The 19,068-nt window shown below is 75.2% G+C and carries 21 protein-coding genes, 1 tRNA gene and 1 pseudogene; 9 read left to right on the top strand and 14 right to left on the bottom strand.

Going from position 1 to position 19,068, the window contains the following annotated elements; all coding sequences use genetic code 11:
- Nucleotides 1–77: 77 nt before the first annotated feature.
- The 5 genes from PH191_RS16375 to PH191_RS16355 all read right to left on the bottom strand — a co-directional run bounded on the left by PH191_RS16375 (nucleotide 78) and on the right by PH191_RS16355 (nucleotide 7,225).
- Nucleotides 78–2,918: an AAA family ATPase gene (locus tag PH191_RS16375; RefSeq protein ID WP_274195683.1), complete on the bottom strand. Its 2,841-nt coding sequence runs from the start codon at nucleotides 2,916–2,918 to the stop codon at nucleotides 78–80.
- Nucleotides 2,915–4,084 carry a metallophosphoesterase family protein gene (locus PH191_RS16370; RefSeq protein ID WP_274195682.1) on the bottom strand — a complete coding sequence of 390 codons (1,170 nt, stop codon included), beginning with the start codon at nucleotides 4,082–4,084 and terminating at the stop codon, nucleotides 2,915–2,917. The genes PH191_RS16375 and PH191_RS16370 overlap by 4 nt, the downstream gene beginning before the upstream one ends.
- A gap of 214 nt (nucleotides 4,085–4,298) precedes the next feature.
- Nucleotides 4,299–5,939 (bottom strand): alkaline phosphatase D family protein, encoded by a 1,641-nt coding sequence (locus tag PH191_RS16365; RefSeq protein ID WP_274195681.1) that lies wholly within the window; start codon nucleotides 5,937–5,939, stop codon nucleotides 4,299–4,301.
- A gap of 62 nt (nucleotides 5,940–6,001) precedes the next feature.
- A complete protein-coding gene (locus tag PH191_RS16360; RefSeq protein ID WP_274195680.1) occupies nucleotides 6,002–6,712 on the bottom strand; it encodes a hypothetical protein in 711 nt (236 codons plus the stop codon).
- Between the two features lie 324 nt (nucleotides 6,713–7,036).
- Complete coding sequence (locus PH191_RS16355) at nucleotides 7,037–7,225, bottom strand: hypothetical protein (protein ID WP_274195679.1); 189 nt, start codon at nucleotides 7,223–7,225, stop codon at nucleotides 7,037–7,039.
- Nucleotides 7,226–7,671: 446 nt separating this feature from the next.
- Here PH191_RS16355 and PH191_RS16350 point away from each other — a divergent pair.
- The 5 genes from PH191_RS16350 (at nucleotide 7,672) to PH191_RS16330 (ending at nucleotide 11,292) form a co-directional block, all read left to right on the top strand.
- Nucleotides 7,672–7,749: transfer RNA gene (locus PH191_RS16350), tRNA-Ile, on the top strand.
- Between the two features lie 624 nt (nucleotides 7,750–8,373).
- Entirely contained in the window at nucleotides 8,374–9,117 is a 744-nt protein-coding gene (locus PH191_RS16345) for a hypothetical protein (protein ID WP_274195678.1), read from the top strand.
- 565 nt (nucleotides 9,118–9,682) lie between these two features.
- Nucleotides 9,683–9,931 carry a hypothetical protein gene (locus PH191_RS16340; RefSeq protein WP_274195677.1) on the top strand — a complete coding sequence of 83 codons (249 nt, stop codon included), beginning with the start codon at nucleotides 9,683–9,685 and terminating at the stop codon, nucleotides 9,929–9,931.
- Between the two features lie 22 nt (nucleotides 9,932–9,953).
- A complete protein-coding gene (locus PH191_RS16335; protein WP_274195676.1) occupies nucleotides 9,954–11,039 on the top strand; it encodes a M28 family metallopeptidase in 1,086 nt (361 codons plus the stop codon).
- 52 nt (nucleotides 11,040–11,091) lie between these two features.
- Nucleotides 11,092–11,292, top strand: a complete 201-nt coding sequence (locus PH191_RS16330) for a hypothetical protein (RefSeq protein ID WP_274195675.1) — start codon at nucleotides 11,092–11,094, stop codon at nucleotides 11,290–11,292.
- Here the strand turns inward: PH191_RS16330 and PH191_RS16325 are convergent.
- From PH191_RS16325 to PH191_RS16310, 4 genes and pseudogenes are all read right to left on the bottom strand, one after another.
- A pseudogene (locus PH191_RS16325) lies at nucleotides 11,282–11,539 on the bottom strand (L-carnitine dehydrogenase); the annotation flags it as partial. The gene PH191_RS16330 and the pseudogene PH191_RS16325 sit on opposite strands and share 11 nt — an antisense overlap.
- Before the next feature lie 60 nt (nucleotides 11,540–11,599).
- Complete coding sequence (locus PH191_RS16320; RefSeq protein WP_274195674.1) at nucleotides 11,600–12,298, bottom strand: cation efflux transmembrane domain-containing protein; 699 nt, start codon at nucleotides 12,296–12,298, stop codon at nucleotides 11,600–11,602.
- Nucleotides 12,295–12,624, bottom strand: coding sequence for a Cd(II)/Pb(II)-sensing metalloregulatory transcriptional regulator CmtR (cmtR, locus tag PH191_RS16315; protein ID WP_274195673.1), 330 nt, complete (start codon nucleotides 12,622–12,624; stop codon nucleotides 12,295–12,297). The genes PH191_RS16320 and cmtR overlap by 4 nt, the downstream gene beginning before the upstream one ends.
- Before the next feature lie 40 nt (nucleotides 12,625–12,664).
- Nucleotides 12,665–13,030 (bottom strand): hypothetical protein, encoded by a 366-nt coding sequence (locus tag PH191_RS16310; RefSeq protein ID WP_274195672.1) that lies wholly within the window; start codon nucleotides 13,028–13,030, stop codon nucleotides 12,665–12,667.
- Nucleotides 13,031–13,169: 139 nt separating this feature from the next.
- On the opposite strand from PH191_RS16310, the gene PH191_RS16305 reads away from it, so the two are divergent.
- From PH191_RS16305 to PH191_RS16290, 4 genes are all read left to right on the top strand, one after another.
- Nucleotides 13,170–13,439: a hypothetical protein gene (locus PH191_RS16305; RefSeq protein WP_274195671.1), complete on the top strand. Its 270-nt coding sequence runs from the start codon at nucleotides 13,170–13,172 to the stop codon at nucleotides 13,437–13,439.
- Between the two features lie 7 nt (nucleotides 13,440–13,446).
- Nucleotides 13,447–13,878: a hypothetical protein gene (locus PH191_RS16300; protein ID WP_274195670.1), complete on the top strand. Its 432-nt coding sequence runs from the start codon at nucleotides 13,447–13,449 to the stop codon at nucleotides 13,876–13,878.
- Nucleotides 13,879–14,048: 170 nt separating this feature from the next.
- Entirely contained in the window at nucleotides 14,049–14,840 is a 792-nt protein-coding gene (locus tag PH191_RS16295) for a GAF and ANTAR domain-containing protein (RefSeq protein WP_274195669.1), read from the top strand.
- Nucleotides 14,837–15,568 carry a GAF and ANTAR domain-containing protein gene (locus PH191_RS16290; RefSeq protein ID WP_274195668.1) on the top strand — a complete coding sequence of 244 codons (732 nt, stop codon included), beginning with the start codon at nucleotides 14,837–14,839 and terminating at the stop codon, nucleotides 15,566–15,568. Before PH191_RS16295 ends, PH191_RS16290 begins: the two co-directional genes overlap by 4 nt.
- A 7-nt stretch (nucleotides 15,569–15,575) precedes the next feature.
- Here the strand turns inward: PH191_RS16290 and PH191_RS16285 are convergent, their stop codons facing one another.
- From PH191_RS16285 to PH191_RS16265, 5 genes are all read right to left on the bottom strand, one after another.
- A complete protein-coding gene (locus PH191_RS16285) occupies nucleotides 15,576–16,052 on the bottom strand; it encodes an ATP-binding protein (RefSeq protein WP_274195667.1) in 477 nt (158 codons plus the stop codon).
- Complete coding sequence (locus PH191_RS16280; protein WP_274195666.1) at nucleotides 16,052–16,510, bottom strand: STAS domain-containing protein; 459 nt, start codon at nucleotides 16,508–16,510, stop codon at nucleotides 16,052–16,054. Before PH191_RS16280 ends, PH191_RS16285 begins: the two co-directional genes overlap by 1 nt.
- Nucleotides 16,511–16,660: 150 nt before the next feature.
- Nucleotides 16,661–17,533 carry an alpha/beta hydrolase gene (locus PH191_RS16275; RefSeq protein WP_274195665.1) on the bottom strand — a complete coding sequence of 291 codons (873 nt, stop codon included), beginning with the start codon at nucleotides 17,531–17,533 and terminating at the stop codon, nucleotides 16,661–16,663.
- Complete coding sequence (locus tag PH191_RS16270; protein ID WP_274195664.1) at nucleotides 17,514–18,053, bottom strand: quercetin 2,3-dioxygenase; 540 nt, start codon at nucleotides 18,051–18,053, stop codon at nucleotides 17,514–17,516. The genes PH191_RS16275 and PH191_RS16270 overlap by 20 nt, the downstream gene beginning before the upstream one ends.
- A 121-nt stretch (nucleotides 18,054–18,174) precedes the next feature.
- A complete protein-coding gene (locus PH191_RS16265) occupies nucleotides 18,175–19,068 on the bottom strand; it encodes an LLM class flavin-dependent oxidoreductase (protein WP_274195663.1) in 894 nt (297 codons plus the stop codon).

Genomic DNA, 19,068 nt, shown 5'->3' with positions numbered 1-19,068 from the left:
TGACCGCGTGGGACGCAGCCGGGGCGTCCTTCGCTCCCCACGGGCGTGCGACGACCCGGAGCGGGACGCGTGCGGGGTCAGCCCGCGCGGGGTGCGCGGGGGAGGTCGAGGACCGTGCCGGGCGTCGCGGCCGGCGTGTCCTCGGCGACGCGGACGACCTCGGGGCCCGAGCGCTCCGAGGCGGCGCGCTCGCCGGGCCGACGGGACGGCGCGAGCGGCACGACCGTCGCCGCGCCGATGCCGTGGTAGCGCTCGGGCGTGCAGGTGAGCACCACGACCTGGGCCGCGCCGTGGGCCGAGGTGGCCGCGGTGAACACGGCGCCGAGCCGGGAGAGCCGGTCGGGGTCGGAGTGGCCGAGCGCGTCGTCGATGACCACCGGGACGCCCTCGGACGGGTCGACGAGCGCTGCGCAGGCCAGCCGCGCACACAGCCCGAGCTGCTCCTGGGCTCCGCTGGAGAGCGCGCCGAAGGGCACCGTGGTGCCGTCGAGCGTGCGGTGGGTGATCCGCAGGTCCTCGTCGATCTCGAGCGCCAGCGACGGGCCGAACACGATGCGCGCGAGGCGCTCGACCTGCGCGCGGAACGGCGCCACGTAGGAGCGGCGGACGCGCTCGCGGTGCCGCGTCAGGGTCTCGTGCAGGCGCCGCGCGGCGGCGGCGCGGCGGGCCACCGCGGCGTGCTCGCGCACCGCGGCGTCGAGCTCGAGCTCCGCGGCGGCCAGCTGGTCGTGCCAGCCGGCGAGGCCCGCGGCCTGCAGGCGGCCGGTGGTCTCGGCGTGCTCGCGCTCCAGGCGGGCGCCCTCGCCGGCGAGGCGCTCCGCGACGGCGCGGGCGTTCAGGACGCGCGCCTCGACGGTGTCCGGGTCGTCGTCGGCGAGCGCGGCGGCCATCGCCTCGTGCTCGCGCTCGGCGTCGCGGGCGCGCGCGAGCCGCGTGCTCTCGGCCTCGGCCAGCGTCGCGTCGGGCTCGGCGGCGCGGGCGGCGTCGAGCTCCTCGAGCCGGCGGGTGTGCGCGTGGCGGGCCTCGGCGGCGCGCTCGGCCAGCACGGCGGCGCGGGTGTCGGCCTCGCGCACCGTGTCCTCGGCGCTGCGGCACGCCGCGTCGGCCTCGTCGGCCCTATGGGCGGCGTCCTCGGCGTCGGCGCGCGCGGTGTCGGCGGCGGCGCGCAGCTCTGTCACGTCCGCGGAGGTCACGTCCACCGAGGTCACGTCCACCGAGGTCACGTCCACCGGGGTCACGTCCACCGAGGTCGCGGACGTCCCGTCGTCCGGCAACCGGGTGCGCGCTGCGTCGCGGGCGGCGCGTAGCGCGGGGGCGTCGCCGTGCCCGGCGAGCTCGCGGGCGAGGGCGGCGCGGTGCTCGTCGGCCCGGCGGGCCGCGTCCTCGGCGTCCCGGCGCGCGGCACGGGCGGCCTCGAGATCGGCGACCCCGAGGTCCTCGCACGCCTCGGCGAGGGCGCGGGAGCGCTCGCGCACCGCGTCATCGCGGCCGGCGTCGTCGAGGCCCGGGGTGACGCGCACGTCGAGGACCCCGGGCAGCGACAGCGCCCGTGACCCGGCGACGGGCAGCGTGTGCGAGCCACCGGGCGCGAGCACGACGGTCTCCCCGTCGACCACGACGGTCAGCTCGCCGGCGTCGGCGGGCACCGCCAGCTCGACCCGCGCGGCGGCGGCGTCCCGCGCGGCCTCGGCGCGCACCACGTCGCGCGCGAGGTCCTCGAGCTCGTCGAGGTCGTCGGCGTCCACCGTGCTCGCGGCGAGGGCCCGCTCGGCGGCGGCCAGGCCGGCGGCGGCCTCGTCGACGCGCCGCAGCCGCTCGGAGAGGTCGGCGAGCTCGGCGCGGTCGCGCGCGGCGGACACCGCCCGCTCGGCCGCGTCGGCGGCCCGGCGGGCCTCGCCCGCCCGTGCGCGGGCCGCGGTGTCGGCGGCGCGGCGGGCGTCGCGCTCGTCGCGGGCGCCGGCGTGCTCGGCCTCGTGGGCCGCGACCGCCTCGGCCGCGCGGGCCGCGGTGTCGGCGTCGTCCTCGAGGGCGGCGACCAGGGAGTCTCGGGTCTCCCGGCGCTCGCGGGCCGCGTCGGCGCGCTCCCGGGCGAGCACCGCGTGCTGGCGGGCGGCGTCGACCTCGCGCAGCCGCGACTGCAAGGCGGCCCAGGTGTCCTCGAGCCCCGTGACCTCGGCGGTGTGCGCGTGCTTGCGGGCCTTGAGGGCCGCGGCGTCCGCGTCGAGGCGGTCGCGGGCGGCGACGTCGCGCTCCACCGCCTCGAGCGCGGCGCGGCAGCGCACCTCCTCGGCCTCGGCGTCGGCGAGGCGCACCTCGGCGGCCCGCAGCTCGCCGGTGGCCCGGCCGCTCGGGGTGCGGTAGCGGCGCAGCTCCTCGGCGGCGCGCTCGATCAGCCCGTCGTCGGCGCTCGGGTCGGCCCGGGAGGCGCCCGGCCCCGACGCCGCGCGGTCGAGCGCGCGGGTCAGCGCGTCCTGCCCGCCGAGGTCGGCCTGCCCGACGACGCTGTTCTGCTCGACGCGCAGGCCCCGCCACAGCGCCCGGTCCATCGTCTCGTCGAGGATCGCGGCGACGCGGGCGTGGGCGTCGGCGCCGGTGAGCTGCTCGGGGGCCGGCGCCGTGACGTGCAGCTCGGTGCGCGGGCGGCGCAGCCAGCGCTTCCGGTAGACGAAGCGGTACGGGCCGGTGGAGACCTCCGCCTCGACCTCGGGCCCGGCGTCGACCCCGGCCGGCTGGGCGGCGCGGATCTCCGCGCGGCGCGACGAGTCGGCCGCGTCGAAGAGCAGGTCGAGCGCCACGAGCGTGGAGGTCTTGCCCACCTCGTTGTCGCCCTGCAGCACGGTGACCCCGTGCTCGGCGAGCGACACCTCACGATCGTGCACGCCGCGGAAGTCGCGCAGCCGGATCCGGTGCAGCCTCATCGGGGGCTCCCGACCAGCCGGTGCAGCAGACGGAGCGCGTCCCGGGACTCGGCGTCGCCCGTGCCCTCGGCGGGCGCGGCCGCGGCGAAGAGCTCCGACGCGGCGTCGGCGGCGAACCCGTGCAGGTCGAGCTCGTGGAGGTCGGCGTCGTCGGGCACGGTCGCGAGGTCGGAGTGCTGCTCGACCACCTCCACCGCCGCGAACGCGAGCCCGTGCCCGGCGAGCAGGTCGTCGAGGCGGGAGCGCTGGCGCAGCGAGAGCGTGCCCACGAGGGCGAGCCGGACCGCGGTGCGCTCCTTGTCGGGCAGCGCGGCGAGCCGGGCGTCGAGCGCGTCGAGGTCGGCGTCGGTGTCGAGCGCGGCGTCGTGGCGCACGAACCGCCAGCGCCCCACGGTCTCCGTCGTCACGCGCGCGGCGCGCTCGTCGAGGTCGACCACCAGGACGTGGCCCGGGTCGACCTCGTCGAAGTCGGTGACCTCCGGCGTGCCCGCGTGGCGGATGCGGTCGTCGACGGCGTCGGTCCAGACGGAGTGCCGGTCGCCGAGCGCGGCGTAGTGCACCCGGCCGTCGGCCAGCGCCGCGAGCACCCCGTCGCGGCGGATGCGGGCCGGTTCGTCGTCGTCGGGGTCGAGCACGTCGAGCTCGCCGTGCCCGGCGAGGACCCGCAGCGTGCCCGCGGGCGCCGGCTCGAGCGCGGCCAACTGCTCGCCGACGAGGTCGGTGAGCGGGTGCTTGGAACGCCACGGGGCCGCGACGACCTCGACGCCGGGCGCGATCTCGTGCACCCCCGGGGTGTCGAGCACCCGGACGTGCGCGGGACACCGCCGCACGAAGTCCGGCCTGCGGAGCACGCAGGCGGCGTCGGCGGGGTCGTGGTTGCCGGGCAGGAGCAGCACCGGGGTGCGGAACGACCCGAGCGCCTCGCAGGCGCGGGCGACGACGTCGGGGCCGACGAGGTTGGACTCGAACACGTCGCCGCAGACCAGGACGAACGCGGCGCCCTGCGCGTCGGCGATCTGCCCGAGCGCCCGGACCGCGTCGAGCCGGGCCTCGGCGAAGCGCGCCTGCGCCTCGCCCGTGAGCCCACCGGCCTCCTTGGGCGGGCGCGCGCCCAGGATCCGGCGCGTCATGCCGAGCTGCCAGTCGGCGGTGTGCACGAACCGCACGCTCGCCTCCCTCCGCTGCTCGACCTTCGACCGTAGAACGACGCCGCGACCCGGGCGGGTAGCGACATGCGCCGGATCGCACCCGATCCGGCACATGGGGTTCGACGCAGCGACAGCGCCGACGGTTCCCGGTCCTCGTCGCATCGTTCGAGCTGGGGGAGCTACTGACGATGAACGTCAGCGTGGCCCCCAGGCTGACGAACCCCGGGACCCGTCAGGTGAGAGGGAGCTCCGCGACGGCCTCGAGGCCGCCGCGGGTGCCCGAACGCTCCACCCGGATCCGCGCCGCGCGGCCGTTGACCTCGAGCGTGGAGACGGCGTTGCCGAACCACGGCCCGCCGATCGGCGACCAGCTCATCGGCAGGTCACCGATCCCGGCGGCCCGGGCGACGCGCGCCAGCGCGGAGGTGAGGCCCTTCCACCAGCCGAGGGCGAACACGTACTCCATGAACCACGGGACGCCGTTGCGCACCGGCGAGCAGGTCAGCTGGTAGACCCGCGAGCGGGTGGGGGAGGGGTAGCGCACCTCGGCGGCGTAGCTGTGGTGGACGTCGCCGGAGAGCACGCAGACCGTCGCGGGGGCGTCCGGGCCCGACGCGACGCCGCGCACCAGGTCCGCGAGCCGGTCGAACGACGCCCGGAACGCCGGCCAGTGCTCGAGGTCGACGGCCTGGCGGACGGTCTCGGCGAGCTTGCTGCCCCGCGCGGCCGCCCACTCGTCGAGCGACTGGAAGTGGCTGACCGCGGGCGGCATCAGCCACGGGATCGACGACCCCAGCAGGAGGTGGTCGACGTCCTCGCCCGCGTCGGGGGTCGCATTCTCCTCGATCCAGGTGAACGAGTGGTCGTTGATCATCAGGCGGTCGTTCTCGTTGAGCACCCGGGCGCACCGCGAGTCGACCATGAGCAGCCGGGTCTTCCCGAGGTCCCAGCGGTAGCTCCAGCGCACCCCGCTGGGCTCGCCGACCTCGGCGTCGGCGCGGCCGGCGAAGTCCGCGAGCAGGTCGAAGACGTCGCCGTCGGCCTCGAGCACCTTGCGGTAGAGCGGGTCGGCGTCCCGCGTCGCGGGGTCGAGGTTGCCGAGGTGCTGGTAGACCCAGTACGACGACAGCCCCGCGCGGATGCGCTGCGGCCACCACGGCTTGCTCGCCATCTCATCGCGCCAGGCCTGCGAGGTGTTCCAGTCGTCGCGGACGTCGTGGTCGTCGAAGATCATCGCGGTGGGCACCGTCGAGAGCAGCCACCGCATCTCGCGGTCGGTCCAGGATTCGCTGTAGAGGTGCGCGTACTCGCCGAAGTCCGCGATCTCCATGCCCGGGCCGGACTCGTCGTCGGGGTCCCGGTGGGAGCGGATCCACTGCTCGGTGCGCGGGGTGATCTCGTCGGCGTAGACCTGGTCGCCGAGCAGGCAGAGGGCGTCGGGCAGGACCGACGCGGGATCGTCGGCCGCCCTGACCTCGTCCATGAGGCGCACGGAGAAGGCATCGAGCGCGTCGATGCCCAGCGACGCCTCGAGGTCGGCGTCGTCGGTCGGGGGGTAACGGCAGGAGCCGAAGACGAACCGGAGGCGACCGGTGTCCTCGACCTCCGTGCGCGTGCGCAGGTAGCTCGGCGGCGTCCCGGTGCCCTGGAGGGGCCACACGAGCTCACCGTCGAGTCGGACCTCGTAGGGGAGGCAGGTGCCGGGCTCGAGCCCGTCGACGACGACGAGCGCGTAGTGCTGCCCGCAGACCTGGAAGGTGGGCGCCGAGGCGCCCAGCACCTCGACGGTGCACGCCTCGCTCGTCTCCACCCAGATCGTGGCGGTGGTGGTGCCGACGTGGCGCAGGAGGGGGCCCAGCTCCAGGGTGCTCACGGGTCCTGCCTACCCCAGCCGGGGGATCGCGGCACGTCGCCCGGGGGCCGGGCGTGGCGCGATCACTCCGAGCGGTGGGTCAGCTGCTCCAGGCGGCTCTGCACCTGGTCGAGGCGGGCCTGCAGGAGCGCGACCTCGGCGGAGAGCAGCGGGACCAGCGAGGCCTCGTCGACGTCGTCGGCCACCCCGGCGAGCGGGGCGAAGACGGCGTCCGGATCGTCGCCGGCCTGGTCGCTGCAGACCGTGATGCCGCCGCTCAGTGTCCCGAACGCCGCGAGGGTGAGGACGGGCCGCGGTCCGGCGCACAGACCGCACACCGGGTGCAGCCGCCGCCAGCCCACGACGCCCGGCCCGCCGTCGGCCAGGGCCGTCGACACCCGACCGCAGCCGCACCGCCCGAGGCGCACCGTGCGGACGGTCTGGCGCGCGTAGCGCAGCCCCAGCTCGTAGCGCACGAAGCGGCCGGACGCGGCGATCTCGAGCAGGACGCAGTGCTGGTACTGCGGGTCGCAGGCGAGGTCGCGCGCGTCCTCGAGGGTGTGGAAGCAGTAGAACCCGCAGTCGCACCAGGACGACGGCGGGTGGTGACGGGGGCTCTGAATGCAGACGGCGTCGGCCACCTGGCCGTAGACCTGGGTGCGCCCCAGGGCCACGCCGTTGAAGCCGACGCGCCGCGAGTCCGCCGAGATCATCGGGTAGGCGATCTTGTACCCGGTGAGCGGACCCTCCGGCCCGCGGTGCCTAGCGATCGACCAGCTGCTCGGCCGGCTCACGCTGCCCCGTCCCTGTCTCCGCCGCCCTCACCTCGTCGGCCCTGATCGGGGCGACCTCGTCCGCGGGGACCTCCGGGGTGTCCGGCGGGTCTTCCGCGATGCCGGCGGAGAGTCGACGTCCCAGGCGCATGGCGGCCTCCGAGCGTTCGGGGTGACGTCCCCACAGAGTCGTCGGCGATCGCGACCATGTCCAGCCCCTGCGCCACCCCGGCAGCGCCGAGGGCCCGGGTCGGGCTCCTCGTGGGGAGCTGATCCGGCCCGGGCCCTCGCGGAAGCTGCTGTGGGGAGCGGCTCGTCGTGCTGGTCGTGCTGGTCGTGCTGGTCCTACTCGGCGGCGAAGCCCAGGTCGTCGACGACCGCGCCGACCTCGGCCTCGGTGGCCGCGACGTCCTTGTCGAGCTGGTGGGCGTAGGGCGCCAGCTCGACCGCGTTGGCCGCCGGGGCGGCGAAGCCGGTGACGGCCGCCGGAACGGCGACAACGGCGAACGCGAGACGCATCGTGCTCTTCTTCATGGGGGGTCCTTCCCGATCAGGACGGTGAACACGTTCGGACCAACAGTGGACCGAGCGGCCGAACCATGACCGCCATCCGACGTCCGATTCAAGACGAAACGGCCCCTTCGGCCGGTCGGTAACGAGATCATCACGAGCCGTGACGACCGCTCGTCGCGCCTCGTCGTCGATGTGGCATGTCAAGCCCGTGTTCGGTCCCGCGCTGGCGGATCTCCGCGATGTCACGTTCCGGTAACGGGGTGTCATGTGATCGACACGGTGGCGGCGCCGACGTCCGGCGAGGGGCACGTTCGGCAGGCGTTCCGACCTGTTGATCATGCGCAAGGTGCCCCTCGTGCGGGGGTGGACGGCGGGGCGCGGTGTCGCGCCGGCGTCGCCCGGCGGTGTCGTACGCTCGCCCCGCCGCGACGCCCGGGGGCGGGTCGCCGGAGGTCCGCGGTGCCCGGGGGGCAGTAGCTCAGCTGGTCAGAGCAGCGGACTCATAATCCGTCAGGTCGTCGGTTCGAGCCCGACCTGCCCCACCACGTCCCACCAGCACGGGCATCAGGCCAGCGCCGGGAGAACCCCGAGATCAGGGGAAACCGCTACGGGTCCGGCCCCTCGGACGAGACGATCGAGCATCAGTCCGTTCTCCCTACGAGGTCCACAAGGACCTCCTGCGCCCCGCGGAGACGACGAGTGAGCGCCCTGGACGCCATGCCGGAGAACGACGTCACGAGCGAGCTCGGTGGCTGCTTACCGCCGACATTCTCCAGCGCCGGCCAGCTACGGGCACATTCTCCTCCTCGCGACCCGCGGCCCGATTCCGGGTTCTTCCGGGAGCAATCAGCGCGCCAGGTGAAGAACGACATGATTCCCGGGACGAGCAAACTACAAGCAGTAACGGTGGGCGCCGACGGAGAGGGCAACGGTGATGGGGATCAGGCGCAAGAATCGGCGGAACGACTCTGGAAGCCCCAATCTGGGTGACCTGTTCGCCCCGGGGTCCGCGGTCTCCTCCGTGTGGTTCGCCGGCGGGAGCTGGAACTCACGACGTCGCCGGTTCGGGCTGGGCGACTGGTGGCAGGTCGAGAGCGAGGTGAACCGGACGTGTTCGGTATCCGTGACCAGGCAGTAACGATCTGTGAGGCCAACCCGACACAACGGACATGACGCTCCCCCGCGAGCCGCGCCGCGGGCTCGACCCGCTCGACGCGCCGACGGTCCAGCTCGCCCCGTCCCGGTCGGCGGCGCCGGTCGCCGCTCCCGCGCGGCCGGCGATGGCGCCGCAGGCGCCGGCTCCAGTCCCGCCCGGAGGCTCGTCCAGCAACGGTTGGGCGGTGGCCGCGCTCGTCCTCGGGATCGTCTGCCTCGCGCTCTCCCCGGTGCCGGTGCTGAACCAGGCGGGCATCCTCGTCGGGTTCGTGGGCGTCGGGATCGGGGTCGCCGCGGTGCTCATCGGCCGGCGGCGCGGCTCGCGGGTCGTGATGAGCGCCGTGGGCCTGGGGCTCTCCGTCCTCGGGCTCGTCCTCTCGTTCGTGTTCACCGCGGCGTACGTGGCCGCGATCGACGAGGCGTTCGCCGGCCTGCCCGGAGGCCCGGGGGACGTCTCCGAGCCGTTCGTGGCCGGCCCGCGGACGTACACGCTGGAGGTCACGAGCACGGACCAGGACTCCGCGGGGCGCGTCGGGTTCACGAACTCGACGGGCGGCTACGACTCCGAGGAGGACCGGACGCTCCCGTGGCGGCAGACGGTCACGATCCAGGACGGGGGGGCGATGGTCACCGGGTCCGGCTCGATCACGGGCGGCGGCGGCGGCGACCTGACCTGCACCATCCGCGAGGGCGACCGCGTGGTGGACACGCAGACGGTCCGCGGGCAGTACACCAACGTCTCGTGCGACACGTACTGAGCAGCGCACCGGCGCCATGAGCGCCACGGAGAGGGCCCGGAGCCCGTTCCGAAGGACCGGGGGCCCGCCCGCGAGCGGGGCCGGTGAGCGCGGGCGGACCCCAGCGTGGAGCACCAGCCCGAGGGGCCGGCTCGTCGACCATCACAATGCGTGATGACTCGGTGCCCACGTGGCGTCGAGCGCGTCGTCCCGCGCGCCCCGGCGGCCCGCTCGTCGACATGGGCGTCGAGCTCCCAACGAGGCCCAGGGCGCCCGGCGTGATCGGCGATGCTCGGGCAGGGGCCTACCTTGCTGGTCGATCGGGCGGTGCCGGTGCCGGCGCATGACGACACGGGCCCGGAGAAGCGCTCGACCGTGCCACCGGACCGGCGGGCGGTTCGCGGACCCGGAGGGTTCCGTGCGCCTGTTCCGCAAGACGCCCCACACGCACATCAGCCGGCTCCCGCGGGCACCTGTGCGACGGACACGCCGGCGCGACGACCCACCCTCGCCCCCGGTCCCCCGACGGTGGTCACCGTCCCCCGCCGGCCTGGTCAACTCCGTGGGCGACGGCCACGCTGGACGCATGGACCACGCCACGATCCGATCGTCGCGTCGGTGGCTCCTGGCCGCGACGGTGCCGATCGCCGGGATCGGCTCCCGCTGGGCCGACGCCGCCGACGTCACCGACGCACCCTCGAGTCCTCGGATGTGGGTCGATGTCGCCCTCGCGGTGGCCGCCCTGGTCGGCGTCGCCGTCGTCGGCGGGCTCCTGCGACGTCAGCGGACCTCCGGCAGCGACAGCACGGGCGTCGAGCGACGGACGACGGCCTGATCGGCCACGAGGGGAACCCGCCATGAGCAGTTCGGGACGTGCGCGCGCCCTGATCGCCGCGCTCATGGCCTCCCTCGTCGTGGCGGGCTGCGCGAGCGGTTCCGGTCAGGCACCGGCTCCAGGAGGCCCGGTCGGCGGCGGCCCCCTCGCCGAGCGTCTCGCCGCGGAGGCCACCGTCGACGGGGCCGTCGGCCACCTCGAGGCGCTCCAGGCCATCGCCGACCGCAACGGCGGGAACCGCGCCGTGGGCACTCCCGGCTACGACCAGAGCGTGGAGTACGTGGCGTCCACGCTGACTCGTGCCGGCTTCCGGGTGGAGACCCCCACCATCGCCGTGACCAGCGAGGACGGCGAGGACGAGGGCGCCGAGGGCGCGGCCGGAGCCCGGACCACCCGCACCGTGATCGCCCAGACCACCTCGGGCCGGACCGACGAGGTCGTCCTGAGCGGCGCCCACCTCGACAGCGTCCCCGAGGGGCCGGGCATCAACGACGACGGCAGCGGGGTCGCCGCGAACCTCGAGATCGCGCTCCGGCTGGGTGCCGCGGCGCCGGTGACCAACGCGGTGCGCTTCGTCTGGTTCGGGGCCGAGGAGGAGGGCCTCGTCGGGTCGCAGCAGTACGTCCAGGGGCTCTCGGCCGACCGGCGGCGGGACATCGCGCTGATGCTGAACTCCGACATGATCGCGTCCCCCAACGCCGGCTACTTCGTCTACGACGGCGACGGGTCGGACGCGGGCAACACCGAGGACGCGGCGGCGGGATCGCCGACGATCGAGCGCCTGTTCGTCGACCGCCTCGCCTCGCTGGGCGTGCCGGCGCAGGGGACCCCCTTCAACGGCGACTCCGACTACGCCCCGTTCGTCGAGGCCGCGATCCCGTCCGGCGGGGTCTTCACCGGCGACGCCCCGAGCAAGACGCCGGAGCAGGCCGCGCTCTGGGGCGGTCGGGCCGGCGTCCCCTTCGACGTCTGCTACCACCGGGCGTGCGACACCACGAGCAACATCGACCGCGTCGCGTACGGACGCATGCTGAACGCCCTGGCCTTCGGCATCGGGTCGTTCGCCACCGACCTCGCCGGCCTCCCTCCGCGCGCCGAGCGCGGTTGACGGGTCGGCCGCGCTCTGGACGCCGCCGCCCTGCTCGGGCACCGTGCCGGACATGACCGAGCGGGAGCAGGCCCGGGCCCAGGGCGAGCAGGACGCCGCGATCGCGCTGGCCGAGGAGGAGCACCGGCGGATCGCCGGCGGCGGCATGCTCACCGTCCACCCCGTCGAGGAGTGGGTCCCGCGCGCCCACCGCCGGACCTACCTCGACGGCGCCGCGTCCGTCCTCGGCTACCGGCCGCTGATCAGGGCCTGACGGAGGTCCGGCGCGCCTGTTCGACGGCCCGGCGGACGGCGATCACCGCCCGGTCCCGCTCCGCGACGAGGGCCGCGTAGTCACGCCCGGCGGCCTCGGCCGCGGTGCCCTCGACCATCGCGCCCCACAGCTCGGCGGTGAGCTCCGGGGCCTCGAGGTGGGTCCAGGGTGCGCGCAGCGACGGCCCGAAGTGGTCGAGCATGTGGGCCATGCCGCCCTCGCCGCCGGCGAGGTGGAAGGTCAGGCATCGGTCGCCCCGCGGATCGCAAGGCCTCACTGACCGATCAGTCAGCCTTGCGGCACGGACTCAGCAGCAGTGCTCCCCGCGCCAGGAGGTGATCCCCTCCCGCACCGCCACGGCGGCGATGACGAGGGCGACGACGGGGTCGGCCCAGCTCCACCCCAGGGTGGCGTTCAGGACGAGGCCCAGGAGCAGCACGCCGGAGAGGTAGGTGCACAGCAGCGTCTGCTTCGAGTCGGCCACCGCGGAGTTCGAGCCCAGCTCCCGGCCGGCCCGGCGCTGCGCGGCGGAGAGGAACGGCATGACGACCAGGCTCACCGCGGCCAGGACGATGCCGACGGTCGAGGGCTGCGGGTCGGCCGCGCCGAGCAGGGTCCGCACCGACTCGACGCCCACGTAGGCGGCGAGGGCGAAGAACGAGAAGGCGATGACGCGCAGCGCCGCGCGCTCGCGGGCCTCGGGGTCGCGGCCGGAGAACTGCCAGGCCACGGCGGCGGCCGAGGCGACCTCGATGGTCGAGTCGAGGCCGAAGCCGATGAGGGCGGACGACGACGCCACGGTGCCGGCGCTGATCGCGACGACCGCCTCGACGACGTTGTAGGTGATCGTCGCCGCCACCAGCAGGCGGACCCGTCGGGTGAGGACGGCGCGGCGGTCGACGTCGCCGCCGACGCGCTGCGCGACGGGTCCGGCGCAGCACTCCTTCTCGCACTCCGCGCCCGAGGCCAGGGGCAGCGAGTGCCGTGCCTGGTGCCCGGCGCTCACGGTCGCACCACCTCGTCCAGGCACTCCTCGGACGGCGACACCGCGAGCACGACCCGGGCCATCTCCCGCAGGGCCGTCGCGAGGTGGGGGTCGGCGATCTCGTAGCGGGTCTGACGCCCCTCGAGCGACGCGACCACGAGGCCGCAGCCCCGGAGGCACGCCAGGTGGTTCGAGACGTTGGAGCGCGACAGCCCCAGGGCCCCGGCGAGCTGTGCCGGATAGCCCGGACCGTCGAGCAACGCCACCAGCAGGCGGCACCGGGTGGGGTCGGCCAGCGCCCGCCCGACCCGCGCGAGGGCGGCGTCCTGGGTCTCACCGGTCAGCATGCGCTGAACCGTACAGCGGCGGCTGAACAGTGGGGAAGGGTCAGCGCGGGGTCAGCCACCGCGCCGCGGCGTCGGCGCAGTCGACCGGGGTGGAGTTGAACGCGATGGCGGCCTGGGGGGCGTGCCGCCGGACGAGGTTGACGACGACCTCGAAGAACTCCACCAGCTCCTCGTCCTTCCGCAGGCCGCCGCCGACGACCACGCACTCCCACGGCTCGCGGCGCAGGTGCTCGACGATCGTCCCCTCGGCGCTGTCGTCGAGCGGCACCAGGCACATCGTGTGGGAGATCCCGAGCTCGTCGAAGCGCCGCCGTCCGCGCTCGAGCGCCTCGAGCACCGGCGCGGGGTCGTAGCCCGCGATGGTGACGGGGTCGAGCCCCAGGACGAGCGTGGAGGGCGGGGCCATGCCGCCCTTCCTAGCACCGTGATCTGTTTCGGCTGGACGTCGTCGCGGTCGTGCGCGATCGTGGTCGCGGACGACCAGGACCCCGTCGCCGACCCGCCCCCGCCGTGATCGGGGGCCCGTCGATCGCACCGGGGGAACAATGGCCCACAGGAGTCCCGAAGACCTCCAGGATCGGCGCGACATCCATCGCGCGCAGGTCCTCCTCGGTCTGGCGAGCGGCCTCACCGATGTCGAGAGCGCCGAGGCGCTCCGTCGCCGCGCCGCCGTGGAGAGCGTCTCGCTCCACGCCGCGGCCCTCGCCGTCCTCTCGGACAGCCCCGTGGACGACGAGCTGGCGTTCCGCCGCCCGGTCCGCACCGGACGCCACCTCTCGGCGGTCGCGAGCTCGCCGCCACGGCACGACCCCTGACGCGCCGATGAGCACCGTCCAGCCGTCCCACGGTCCCTCCGGGCCGGCGCGCCCGCAGCCGGCGGAACCCGCGGTGTCGTACGTGCTCGTCCACTCCGGCACCGATCCCGCTCGGCCGTCCGACCCGACGTCGTCCGCCCCGATGTCGTCCGACCTGGCGCCCTCGGTCCCGGGCCTGGGCCTGTGCGGGCCGGGGTGGACCGTGCTGGCCGCCCACGGCAGCCGCTGGAGCTGGTCGATCCGCCTCGACGCGCACGGTGCGGCCTACGCCGCGCCCACCCGTGTCGCCCAGGCGGTGGCCGTCCGCGTCCTGTCCGGCCACGGGATCGACGTCCTGGGATGGAACCCGGCCGACCCGGAGGCCCGGGCCTACGCCGCGATCACCGTGGCCCCGCAGATACCGGTCCAACGCCGCGGATCGAGGCGATGGTGGCGGTGAGTGCGCAGCCCGGGCGGGGACCCTGCCCGGGTGTAGGGTTCGCCGCACCTGCTCCTCCGGGACCTCTCGGCGGGGGCGGGGAACCCGGCCTGGACCTCGTCGGGGCGTGAGCGGGGGAGCCCGCCCACGCGGCGACCATGGGCGGCGGGTGCGAGGTGGATCAGGCCCGGTTGAGCCAGGCCCTCGCCGACGCCGTCGCCGCGGGCGGCTCCGAGGCCGCCCTGGCCGTGTGCCGGGCCTGCGTCGAATGGCTGCCGATGACCGGGGCGTCGATCACGATGATGACGGTGGCCGAGGTGCAGGAGCCGGTCTGCGCCACCGACGCGGTCTCCGCCCGCATCGACGAGCTGCAGTTCGGCCTGGGCGACGGCCCGTGCGTGGAGTCCTTCCGCACCGGTCGGGCCGTGCTCGTGCCCGACATCGCCGACCCGGCCGAGACCCGGTGGCCGGTGTTCGCCGCGGCCGCGGCCGCGACCGGCGCGCGCGGCATGTTCGTGTTCCCCCTCCAGGTCGGCGGTGCACGGATCGGGGTGCTCGACTGCTACCGCGATGCTCCCGGCCCGCTGGACGACGAGGACCTGACCGGAGCCCTGCGCACGGCCGACGCCGCGGTGTGGTCCCTGCTCGACCGCACCCACCCCGGGGGCGACGGGCCGTCCGGATCGGTCAGCGCGCCGGACGGTTCCGCGCTGGTGCGCGCGGAGGTGCACCAGGCCACGGGGATGCTCATGGCGCAGGCACGGCTCGACGCGCCGTCGGCGCTGGCCCGGCTGCGCGCGTACTCCTTCAGCGCCGGACGCACGATCACCGAGGTCGCGGACGACGTCGTCGCCCGCCGCCTCCGCCTGCACCCCGACGGGGTGTGGAGCAACGCCGGTTCGGGACATCCTGGACAGCGCGACGCCCGTAGCGACGACCCGGTTGACTCTTCCAGCCGGGACGACGAGGAGAAGCCATCATGAGCACACCGTCAGCCGCCCGCGAACAGGCGTTGGTGACGGCGTTCGTCCGCCTGGCCGACACCCTGGTGGCGGACTACGACGTGATCGAGCTGTTCCACGGCCTGTGCGGCGACTGTGTCTCGTTGCTCGGTGTCGATGCCGCGGGGCTGCTGCTGACCGACCAGCGCGGCACCCTGCAGGTCGTCTCCGCGTCCACCGAGGCGGCCAACCTGGTCGAGCTGTTCCAGCTCCAGGCCGAGGAGGGCCCGTGCCTGGACTGCTTCCGCACCTCGGCCCAGATCCATGCCGGCGACCTCGCGACCGACACCCGCTGGCCGCGGTTCGCCAGGCTCGCCGACGACAACGGCTTCACCGCGGTGCACGCGCTCCCGATGCGGCTGCGGGGGGAGACCATCGGCGCGCTCAACCTGTTCCACCGCAGCCGCACGGACATGAGCGCCGACGAGCTCGCCATCGGTCAGGCCCTCGCCGACGTCGCCACCATTGCCATCCTCTCGGACCGCAACACCCGCGAGCGTGAGCGTCTCACCGAGCAGCTCCAGGCCGCGCTGACCAGCCGGGTGATCATCGAGCAGGCCAAGGGCGTCCTCGCCGAACGCGGGCAGATCCCGCTCGACGAGGCGTTCTCCCGCCTGCGGGCCCACGCCCGCTCGAGCCAGCAGCGTCTGTCCGACCTGGCCCGTACCGTGACCGACGGGTCCTTCGACACCGCCCCGCTCCTGCGCTGAGGCCCCCTCAGCTCGTGACGGGGGCCCGCCAGCACATCCGGACCGTGGTGCCGAGGTCCGACCCCACCACGTAGTGGTGGTCCGAGAGCTCGCGCACGAGGTCGAGTCCGCGGCCGCGGAAGCCCGGGTCCGCGTTCGGCGGCGACCAGACCCCCTGGTCCTCGACGACCACGACCACGCCGTTCCCGCACGGGCGGGGTGCCGCGAACAGCGAGACGTCCCCGACGGGGCCCGGATAGGCGTGCTCGACGACGTTGCTCACCGCCTCGTCGACCACCAGGACGATCGACTCACCGATCTCCTCGTCCACCACCGTCGCCACCGTCCACCGCCGGACGAGACGGCGGAGCGCGAGGATCGTCTCCGGCTGTGCCGGGCGCCGCTCCCACAGCCAGGCCCCACGGACCGCGGCGGTGTCCGTGCCGGCCGGGCACACGCATCCCGTGGACAGTCCGATGCACTCGAGATCGCGGTTGGTGATCATCAGCTGTCGGCCGGGCGCATCTCGGTGGGTGGCATCGTCCGGGGGGCCGGGACCGAGGGCGGGACGACCGGGACGCGGTGCGGGTCGATCATGAGCGGGCGGCGGAGCTCCCGGACCGTCCCCCGGAGCGTCTCGGTGCCCTCGGCGGCCTCGCGGGCGAGGATGTCGGCGAACTGCGGCCAGCGCGCGCCGACCACGTCCACCACGCACTCGGGATGGGCCTCGAGCCGGCCGCGCAGGCGGGCGAGGCCCAGGAGGCCGGCGCGGTCGCACGACACGATCCCGCGGATGTCCAGGACCACCCGCGTCGAGCCCTCGCGGGCCTCGGACTCCGCCCGGGCGCGCAGGGACGGGACGGCGGCGCCGTCGACGGCGCCACCGATGACGAAGATCGTCTTGCGGTGGTGCTCGCCCACCCATCGCGAGGAGCTCGTGCGGGTGACGGTGATGCGGCTCATCTCGGTGGCCCCCTGGACGCGACGCAGTGATGACGGAGCGCCAGGGGTCCGGGGCGCGGTACGGCCGAGTGCGGCCGCTTGAGCCGCATATGCTAACGCTCCGAGCACCGTTCGTCACCAGGTCGGCACGCACCGGAACGAGCACGCCGGTCAGCTCGTGAGGCACTCCAGGACGAAGTCGACGGAGCGGTCGAAGGCGGCCCGGGCGACGTCGGGCCGCCCGAGCCACAGGTGGTCGGCGCCGTCGAACAGCTCGAGCGTCATCGCGGCGCCGGCGTCCCTCAGAGCCGCGCCGAAGCGCTCCGACTGCCGGGTCGGGACGAGGCGGTCGGCCGTGCCGTGCAGCAGCAGGAACGGCGGCGCGTCGGCGTGGACGTGCGTCACCGGGCTCGCCGCCCGGGCCCGCTCGGGGTCCGACGACGGCGCGACACCCAGCAGCAGCGCCTCGCGCGAGTCCGGCGCGCCCGGGTCGACGGCGCTGATGCCCCCGGTGGCGGCGTCGGTGGCGACCGTCGTCAGGTCGGCCGGGCCGTACCAGTCGACGACCGCGCGGACGCCGGGGTCGGTGAGGCCCAGCAGGGCGGCGAGGTGCCCGCCCGCCGACTCGCCCCACAGCGCGATGCGGGTGGGGTCGATCTCGAGGTGCTCGGCGTGGGCCCGCAACCAGCCGAGCCCCGCGGCGACGTCCTCCAGCGGCGCCGGGAAGCGGGCCTCGCCGCTGAGCCGGTAGTCCAGCGACGCCACCGCGAACCCGTGCGCCGCGAGCTGCAGGAACGGCGACGGCGACCAGTCGGCGTAGGCCGGTCCGAAGCCCGTACGGCTGCCGCCGCGCCAGCCGCCGCCGTGCAGGAAGACGATCAGCGCCGGCAGCGGACCGTCGGGTCGGTGCAGGTCGAGCAGCAGCGGCCGGTACCCGGGGACGGCCGCGAACTCGACCGCCCGCCAGGTCGTGACGCCGTCGGCGAGGACGGGCTCGGGAAGGTCCGGCGGCTCGCTCGGGGCGTCAGTCGAGGAGGCGGACATCGTGGTGGAACTCGTTGCGGTAGCGGCGCGCGGCGTCGCCGAGCTGCTCGCGGGAGGGGATGACGGGCTCGGCGGGCGGCATCGTCGAGGCCGTCCGCTCGCCGGCCGCGGCGAAGAAGCGCTCGAAGCCGCCGGTCGACACCCCGAGCGTGCGCGCCCGGTGCGACTCGACGCGGAAGGTGTGCCTGCGCCCGGCCGGGACGTAGCCGAAGTCGCCGGTGGTCAGGACGCGGTCGAGCAGCCGCCCGTCGGCGTCCTCGACGGCGACGCGCACACGCCCGTCGAGCACGTAGAAGATCTCGTGGACGTCGTCGTGGGAGTGCACCGGGATGGCCTGCCCCTTCGGCGCCTCCATGGTGAACACGCCGAACTGCCCCTCGGTCTCGTCACCGGAGAGGAGCACGGTGAAGAGCTGGTCGAACAGGTGCGCCCGCTCGCCCTCACCCGCCGCGAGGAAGAACGGGGACGGACGCCCCGGCAGGGTCTCCTCGGACGTCGGTGTCACGAACTCCGCGGTCACGGGTGCTCCTCGTCGGCCGGTGTCGGCAGGGGTTGTCGGCAGGGGGTCGGCAGGGGATGACCTCGGCACTCTGCGCCACGCGGGGCCCGTCGTCACGGTGGCTTCCGCCCACCGGCACGGCCTACGCGCGGCGCAGGCGGGGGAGGACCTCGCCGGCCACGAGATCCAGCATCCGCTCGCGGTCCGCGGCGTCGACCGCGGGCGCGAGGACCACCGAGTCGGCGCCGGCGTCGGCGTACTCGGCGAGCCGGGCGGCGACCTGCTCGGGCGTGCCGTGGGGGACGACCGCGTCGAGGATGCGGTCCATGTCCTGCCCGTAGGTGGCGGCGAGGCTGTCCCGCGCGCGGCGGCGGGCGACGGCGGGGTCGGGGTCGACGGCCGTCCACGCGAAGTAGGCCCCGGAGACCTCGGCGGGGTCGCGCCCGTGGCGCTCGGCCTCCGCGCGGGCGGTGGCCAGGCCCCGGGCGACACGGTCCGGGCTGCCCAGGTACGGCATCCACACGTCGCCCGCGCGCCCGGCGCGACGCATCGAGGCCTCGGAGCGCCCGCCGACCCACACCGGCGGACGCGGGCGCTGGATCGGCAGCGGGTCGAGCGTGGCGGGCGTGCCGTCGACGTCGATCGGCTCGCCGGCGAAGAGCGTGACGAGGACGTCGAGCGCCTCGTCGGTGCGCCGCCCCCGCTCGCGGACGGGCACCCCGCACGCCGCGAACTCCACGGGGTTCTCGCCGCCGACCCCGATGCCGAGCTCGAAGCGGCCGCCGGAGATCCGGTCGAGGGTCGCGGCCATCTTCGCGGCGAGCGGCGCGGGGTAGAGCGGCAGCAGCGTGACGGCGCTGAGCAGGCGCACGCGGGTGGTGACGGCCGCGGCGGCGGCGAGGGTGACGAACGCGTTGGGCGTCGGGCTCCCGAACAGCACGTGCTCGCCGCTCGCGACGAGGTCGAACCCCTGCTCCTCGGCCCGCCGGGCGGTGTCCGGGACGTCGGCGGGGTCGCCGGTGGGCGGCAGGACCAA

It is taken from the genome of Actinomycetospora callitridis (genome assembly GCF_028737265.1).
In the GTDB taxonomy this organism is placed as follows: domain Bacteria; phylum Actinomycetota; class Actinomycetes; order Mycobacteriales; family Pseudonocardiaceae; genus Actinomycetospora; species Actinomycetospora callitridis.
This window is presented reverse-complemented; position numbering and strand designations above follow the sequence as displayed.